5 protein-coding genes and 1 rRNA gene are annotated in these 6,599 nt (G+C 45.4%); all 6 read left to right on the top strand.

The window, feature by feature from the left end; translation table 11 throughout:
* The 6 genes from rrf to serS all read left to right on the top strand — a co-directional run bounded on the left by rrf (position 1) and on the right by serS (position 6,556).
* Positions 1-117 (top strand): 5S ribosomal RNA (gene rrf, locus AC6EJC_RS23730).
* Between the two features lie 346 nt (positions 118-463).
* Positions 464-1,921: an IMP dehydrogenase gene (gene guaB, locus AC6EJC_RS23725; protein ID WP_444956077.1), complete on the top strand. Its 1,458-nt coding sequence runs from the start codon at positions 464-466 to the stop codon at positions 1,919-1,921.
* Between the two features lie 330 nt (positions 1,922-2,251).
* The gene (locus AC6EJC_RS23720) at positions 2,252-3,640 is read left to right on the top strand and encodes a D-alanyl-D-alanine carboxypeptidase family protein (protein ID WP_444956073.1); all 1,389 of its coding nucleotides are present in this window, start codon (positions 2,252-2,254) and stop codon (positions 3,638-3,640) included.
* A 131-nt stretch (positions 3,641-3,771) separates the two neighbouring features.
* On the top strand, positions 3,772-4,653 hold the full coding sequence (pdxS, locus tag AC6EJC_RS23715) for a pyridoxal 5'-phosphate synthase lyase subunit PdxS (protein ID WP_444956072.1): 882 nt from the start codon (positions 3,772-3,774) through the stop codon (positions 4,651-4,653).
* A gap of 16 nt (positions 4,654-4,669) precedes the next feature.
* The gene (pdxT, locus tag AC6EJC_RS23710; RefSeq protein WP_444956071.1) at positions 4,670-5,236 is read left to right on the top strand and encodes a pyridoxal 5'-phosphate synthase glutaminase subunit PdxT; all 567 of its coding nucleotides are present in this window, start codon (positions 4,670-4,672) and stop codon (positions 5,234-5,236) included.
* Between the two features lie 36 nt (positions 5,237-5,272).
* On the top strand, positions 5,273-6,556 hold the full coding sequence (gene serS / locus AC6EJC_RS23705; RefSeq protein ID WP_444956070.1) for a serine--tRNA ligase: 1,284 nt from the start codon (positions 5,273-5,275) through the stop codon (positions 6,554-6,556).
* The last annotated feature ends 43 nt before the right edge of the window (positions 6,557-6,599 follow it).

The following is a 6,599-nucleotide window of genomic DNA, read 5'->3' as shown; positions in this document are numbered from 1 at the left end:
TTTGGTGGCGATAGCGGAGGGGTTCCACACGTACCCATCCCGAACACGACCGTTAAGCCCTCCAGCGCCGATGGTACTTGGACCGCAGGGTCCTGGGAGAGTAGGACGCCGCCAAGCAACAAGTAAAGAGGACCATGATCTCAATGAGATCATGGTCCTCTTTGGTATGTTAAGGTACAAACCACTTATATAATTGCTTCTATGCGGCGCATTCAAAAAGGAGATATGCTTTTGTGAATAGCTATTACCTTTGGAAACACTTATTTTTAAAGGTTGTCCTTCGTAGGAGTACAGTTGTTTGTACAGGGAAATACTAAGGGTTAGGGCTGTTGATGAAGGCTTGACACCCCTATACCGCTTTGCTAAGATTGCAATAATATATTTTCAGAGAGCCTTGATTTGTCCATGTCGGACAGACAACAAGACCAATACAGACTAAACAATTTGAAGGAGGATCATCTTGGTGTGGGAAGATAAATTCGGTAAGGAAGGCCTTACCTTTGACGATGTTTTGCTGGTACCTCGCAAGTCGGTGGTTCTGCCCAAAGAAGTAAGCGTGGCGACTCGTTTGAGTGATAACGTGAAACTGAATATCCCTTTGATGAGTGCTGGTATGGATACTGTTACTGAGGCAGTGTTGGCAATCGCGATGGCTCGTGAGGGCGGTATTGGTATTATTCATAAAAATATGTCGATTGAACAGCAAGCGGTAGAGGTGGATCGGGTTAAACGCTCGGAGAGCGGTGTTATCACCAATCCATTCTCATTGACTCCGGATCATTTGGTGTCCGATGCTGAAGCAGTTATGGGTAAATACCGTATTTCTGGTGTACCTGTTGTAAACGAAGAAAACAAACTGGTGGGTATTATTACTAACCGGGATCTTCGCTTTATTCACGATTTTAACCTTAAAATCAGTGAAGTCATGACGAAGGAAGAACTGGTAACTGCACCTGTAGGCACGACTTTACAGGAAGCGGAAGTCATTTTGCAAAAACATAAAATTGAAAAGCTACCTTTGGTCGATGAGGAAAATTATCTCAAGGGTCTTATCACCATCAAAGACATTGAGAAAGCTATTCAATTTCCGAACGCAGCGAAAGATGCACAAGGGCGTCTTCTGGTCGGTGCGGCTGTCGGCATTTCCAAGGATACGTTTGATCGGACTGAAGCACTTGTAAAAGCTGGTGTGGATGTGATTGTCGTGGACTCTGCTCACGGTCATCATATTAACATTATTGAAGCGGTTCGCAAGTTGCGTAAAGCTTATCCTGATCTGACGATTGTAGCAGGTAATGTAGCTACTGGTGATGGAACGCGCGAATTGATTGAAGCAGGAGCTTCAGTCGTAAAAGTCGGCATTGGTCCAGGCTCCATTTGTACAACACGCGTAATCGCAGGGATTGGTGTTCCACAAGTAACAGCTATTTATGATTGTGCAACAGTAGCACGTGAATATAATATTCCGATTATTGCTGACGGTGGTATTAAATACTCCGGTGAAATTACAAAGGCCATTGCGGCAGGGGCTTCTGCGGTAATGCTGGGAAGTCTTTTTGCAGGTACGGAAGAAAGTCCAGGCGAATCCGAAATTTATCAAGGACGTCGCTTCAAAGTATATCGTGGTATGGGCTCTATGGCTGCGATGAAGCAAGGTAGTAAAGATCGTTATTTCCAAGATGACGACAAGAAATTAGTACCGGAAGGCATTGAAGGACGCGTTGCTTATAAAGGACCACTTTCCGACACTGTTCATCAGCTGTTGGGAGGTCTTCGTTCCGGTATGGGTTATTGCGGTACAGCTAATATTGAGGAGCTTCGTAACGATACAAGCTTTATCCGTATTACAGGTGCAGGTCTGCGTGAGAGCCATCCACATGATGTGCAAATTACGAAAGAAGCACCAAACTACTCTCTATAAAGTTCAGATGTAGTAGACTTGACGACAGGCAGAGCGCATTTCGCTCTGCCTGTCTTTTTTTAGAGATACCCCTGTGATAGAATAGACAGGTGTCCGCCTTTTTAAGAAATTGTTGAGAAAGTAAAGACACATTAGTACCCTTGAATGAGTACCTTGCTGGATTCAAACAAACAACAAGTAGAGCGTGCTCATGATAGGCCGAACTTATAAAGATGAAATCCAATAAACTAAGACATTAAACATTAATTACATTGGCCAAGTTAAGGCTGTAACCACCGGCTCGTTATACATAGCGGATCGGGTTGAGGTACGAGAGGAGTTTGTATCCATTTGAAACCGAATAATCTAAAGCAAAATAAAAAACGCAGCATGATTAAAAAGAGTGTGACTGCAGTCATGGTGCTTAATATGATGTATATGTCGGCATTGCCTGTTGTAGGAAATTTCGATTCGAGCGTGGCTACTTTTGCAGCTGGAGCGGCAACACAGGCAACCAATATTACGGGGACAGGTTCTATTAACCCCCCTAGTCTGGCACTACGTTCGGCCATCTTGATCGAGCCTTCCACAGGGCAGGTATTGCTGTCTATGAATCCAGATGAGCCGCTTCCGCCAGCAAGTATGACTAAAATGATGACAGAATACATCGTGGCTGAGCAGGTTAAGCAAGGTAAACTCAAGTGGACGGATAAGGTTACGGTTAACGAGAATGCTGCTAAGAGCATCGGATCACGTATTTTTTTGGCTCAAGGGGATCAACATACGGTAGAAGAGCTTTATATTGCCATGGCGGTAGGTTCTGCTAATGATGCAACAGTAGCCCTTGCCGAACGCGTATCCGGAACCGAGCAGGACTTTGTAAAACTAATGAATGAAACAGCTCAGAAAATGGGCATGAAAAATACGTATTTTATCAACTCGACTGGTTTGGATCGTAAGGATATGCCTACAGGATTTCAACCAGACACAGACCGGGAAACTGTGATGACAGCGAGAGATGCTGCGACATTAGCTAGTAACATTATAAAGGACCATCCGGATTATACACGGTTTACCACAATTCAATCGTACAAATTCCGACCGACTGACAAAGCACCGATTATTAACTACAATTGGATGTTAGAAGCAAATAAAAATATTACTAACTTTAGAAAGTTTGCTTATCCCGGCTTGGACGGAATGAAAACGGGCCATACGAGCAATGCTGGAAACTGTTTTACAGGTACAGCTGAACGCAACGGAATGCGTCTCATCAGTGTAGTTATGGGAGCAGATTCAGAGCCTCATCGTTTTACAGAGACAGCTAAAGTGCTGAACTATGGTTTTGATAATTTTGAAGTGAAGCAGGTTATTGCTCCAAAGACGGTGGTTAAGGGTGTTGAGAATGTGCCTGTGACCAAAGGTACGGAAACAGAAGTACCGATCGTCACCAAGGATGCAGTAAGCTTTATCGTACCTAAGGGTGCGAGTAATCCTAAGGTAACCTTTACAACGAACATTACACCGGAAAGCTCTCTCGTGGCACCTTTGAAGCAAGGGGCCAAAGTCGGCACAATTACGTACACATACAAGACGGATGGCGTGGATAAAGGTCAGACGAAAACTGTTGATCTGGTTACTACTACGGCAGTAGAAGAGGGCGGCTGGTTCCGAATGCTTTTCCGGGCAATTGGTGATTTCTTCGGTGATCTGTTCCAAGGAATTAAGAACCTCTTCTAAAAAAACAAAGCTAACCGACCGACTTTGTTTTTCATTACTTATTTTGCAGCTTGAAATGATTGTGTATTTGGCGTTCGTGCGGTAAAATATTAAGTTAGAATCTAAACGTAACCCTTACAGGAGGCAACGACATGGAAACGGGAACTTCGCGTGTAAAAAGAGGTATGGCAGAGATGCAAAAAGGTGGCGTAATCATGGATGTCATGAACGCTGAACAGGCTAAAATTGCAGAGGCAGCAGGCGCTACAGCTGTAATGGCTCTTGAACGGGTGCCTTCGGATATTCGTGCAGCTGGTGGAGTTGCTCGTATGGCTGACCCAACGATTGTGGAAGAAGTTATGAAGGTGGTTTCTATTCCTGTTATGGCTAAGGCACGCATCGGTCACTTTGTGGAGGCAAAGGTACTGGAATCTCTCGGTGTTGACTATCTCGATGAGAGCGAAGTGTTGACACCTGCGGATGAAGTTTTCCATATTGATAAGCGGGAGTTCACCGTTCCATTTGTTTGTGGAGCCAAGGATCTGGGAGAAGCACTGCGTCGTATCGGTGAAGGCGCATCTATGATCCGTACAAAGGGCGAGCCGGGAACTGGAAATATTGTTGAGGCTGTTCGGCATATGCGTTTTATCAACGGTCAAATTCGCAAGGTGCAAAACCTGTCGAAGGACGAGCTGTATGCAGAAGCCAAAAACCTCGGAGTTGCTTATGAACTGCTGTTGGAAGTGCATGAGCTTGGTAAGCTGCCAGTGGTCAACTTTGCAGCGGGCGGTGTAGCAACACCTGCGGATGCCGCGTTGATGATGCATTTAGGCGCTGATGGCGTCTTTGTAGGTTCAGGTATTTTCAAGTCGGATAGCCCTGAGAAATTTGCACGGGCAATCGTGGAAGCGACCACTCATTATACGGATTACAAGCTGATTGCAGAAGTATCCAAGAACTTGGGAGCTCCTATGAAAGGCATTGAAATTTCCAAACTGGCATCGCATGAGCGCATGCAGGATCGTGGTTGGTAAGAAAGAAGGGACCGGCATGAAAATAGGTGTATTGTCGCTGCAAGGCGCTGTGGCTGAACATATACGAAGCGTTGAACGTGCGGGCGCGGAAGGTATAGCGGTGAAGAAGATCGAACAGCTCGATGAGCTGTCCGGTCTTATCATCCCCGGTGGTGAAAGCACAACTATCGGTAAGCTAATGCGCAAGTATGATTTTATAGAGGCTATACGTCAGTTTTCTAATCAAGACAAGCCTGTATTTGGCACTTGCGCGGGATTGATTGTACTGGCTAAAACGATTCAAGGACAGGAAGAAGCACATTTGGGACTAATGGATATTACAGTGTCGCGTAATGCTTTTGGTCGTCAACGAGAAAGCTTTGAAACAGACTTGAACATTAAAGGAATTGAGGAACCGGTGCGTGCTGTGTTTATACGTGCGCCATTAATACAGTCTGTTGGAACGGGAGTAGATGTATTGTCTGAGTATAACGGCGAGATCGTGGCAGCCCGTCAGGGGCATTTGCTGGCTTCATCCTTCCATCCGGAGTTAACAGACGATTACCGGTTACATCAATATTTTGTGGATATGGTCCGCGAATAGCGGAAAGTCAGGTTTGTAGTGTAGGAGGGATTACCGGTGTTAGATATAAAGATTTTACGTAATGAGCTTGGTCGGGTTGAGAAAGCTTTACAGAACAGAGGTAAATCTCTGGATCTGATTAATGGTTTTACAGATCTGGATGTAAGCCGGCGTGAGTTGCTTCAGGAAAGCGAAGGACTCAAAAATCGTCGGAATGTCGTATCCGGTGAAGTAGCCAAGTTGAAGAAGAATAAGGAAAACGCGGATGATCTTATTGCAGAAATGCGTCAAGTCTCCGATCGTATTAAAGAATTAGATGAGCAAGTACGCGATCTGGAAGTTCAGATCGACGAACTGGTGATGTCCATTCCCAATATTCCCAATGAGACAGTACCTGTAGGCGCTTCGGAAGAGGATAATGTAGAAATCCGTCGCTGGTCGGAGCCGCGAGAGTTTTCTTTTACACCCAAAGCGCATTGGGAGTTGGCCCAGGATCTAGATATTCTTGATTTTGAGGCTGCAGCTAAGGTGACGGGTTCTCGTTTTACGTTCTACAAAGGACTGGGAGCACGTTTAGAACGTGCGCTGATTAACTTTATGATGGATCTGCACAGCAGTGAGCATGGTTATGAAGAAATGCTTCCTCCATACATTGTAAATCGGGACAGTCTGTACGGAACGGGTCAACTTCCGAAGTTTGAAGAAGATTTGTTCAAGCTGCGTGATACTGAGTATTATCTCATTCCTACGGCTGAAGTTCCGGTAACGAACTACCACCGTGAAGAGATTATGAATGCGGAGCAGCTTCCAAAATATTATGTGGCATACAGCTCTTGCTTCCGCTCGGAGGCAGGATCAGCAGGACGTGATACACGCGGTTTGATCCGTCAGCATCAGTTCAATAAGGTAGAGATGCTCAAGTTGGTTCACCCGGATACCTCTTATGAGGAATTGGAGAAAATGACGAATAATGCTGAGCGTGTTTTACAGCTGCTAGGACTGCCATATCGCGTGCTGGCACTTTGCACTGGGGATATGGGTTTTACATCTGCCAAAACGTACGATCTGGAAGTGTGGTTGCCTGAGAGCGGTATGTACCGCGAGATTTCTTCTTGTTCAAACACAGAAGACTTCCAAGCGCGTCGTGCGAACATCCGGTTTCGTCCAGATTCGAAGGCGAAGCCTGAATTTGTACATACACTGAACGGTTCAGGATTGGCTGTAGGGCGGACTGTGGCTGCTATTTTGGAGAACTATCAACAAGAGGACGGAAGCATCGTGATCCCGGAAGTGCTGCGTTCATACATGCGAGGCATTGAGGTTATTGCTCCCAAACAGTAAGCATTGCATTCTTAGAAATTCTGTGGTAAAATAATTTTGTTGC

This window comes from Paenibacillus sp. TY11, from assembly GCF_059772165.1.
Note: the sequence above shows the minus strand (reverse complement) of the source record. Positions and strands in the feature narration are given on the sequence as shown.

Coding starts and splice junctions, on each gene's coding strand:
- pdxT (WP_444956071.1), top strand. CDS start 4,670: ATGAAAATAGGTGTATTGTCGCTGCAAGGCGCTGTGGCTGAACATATA.
- pdxS (WP_444956072.1), top strand. CDS start 3,772: ATGGAAACGGGAACTTCGCGTGTAAAAAGAGGTATGGCAGAGATGCAA.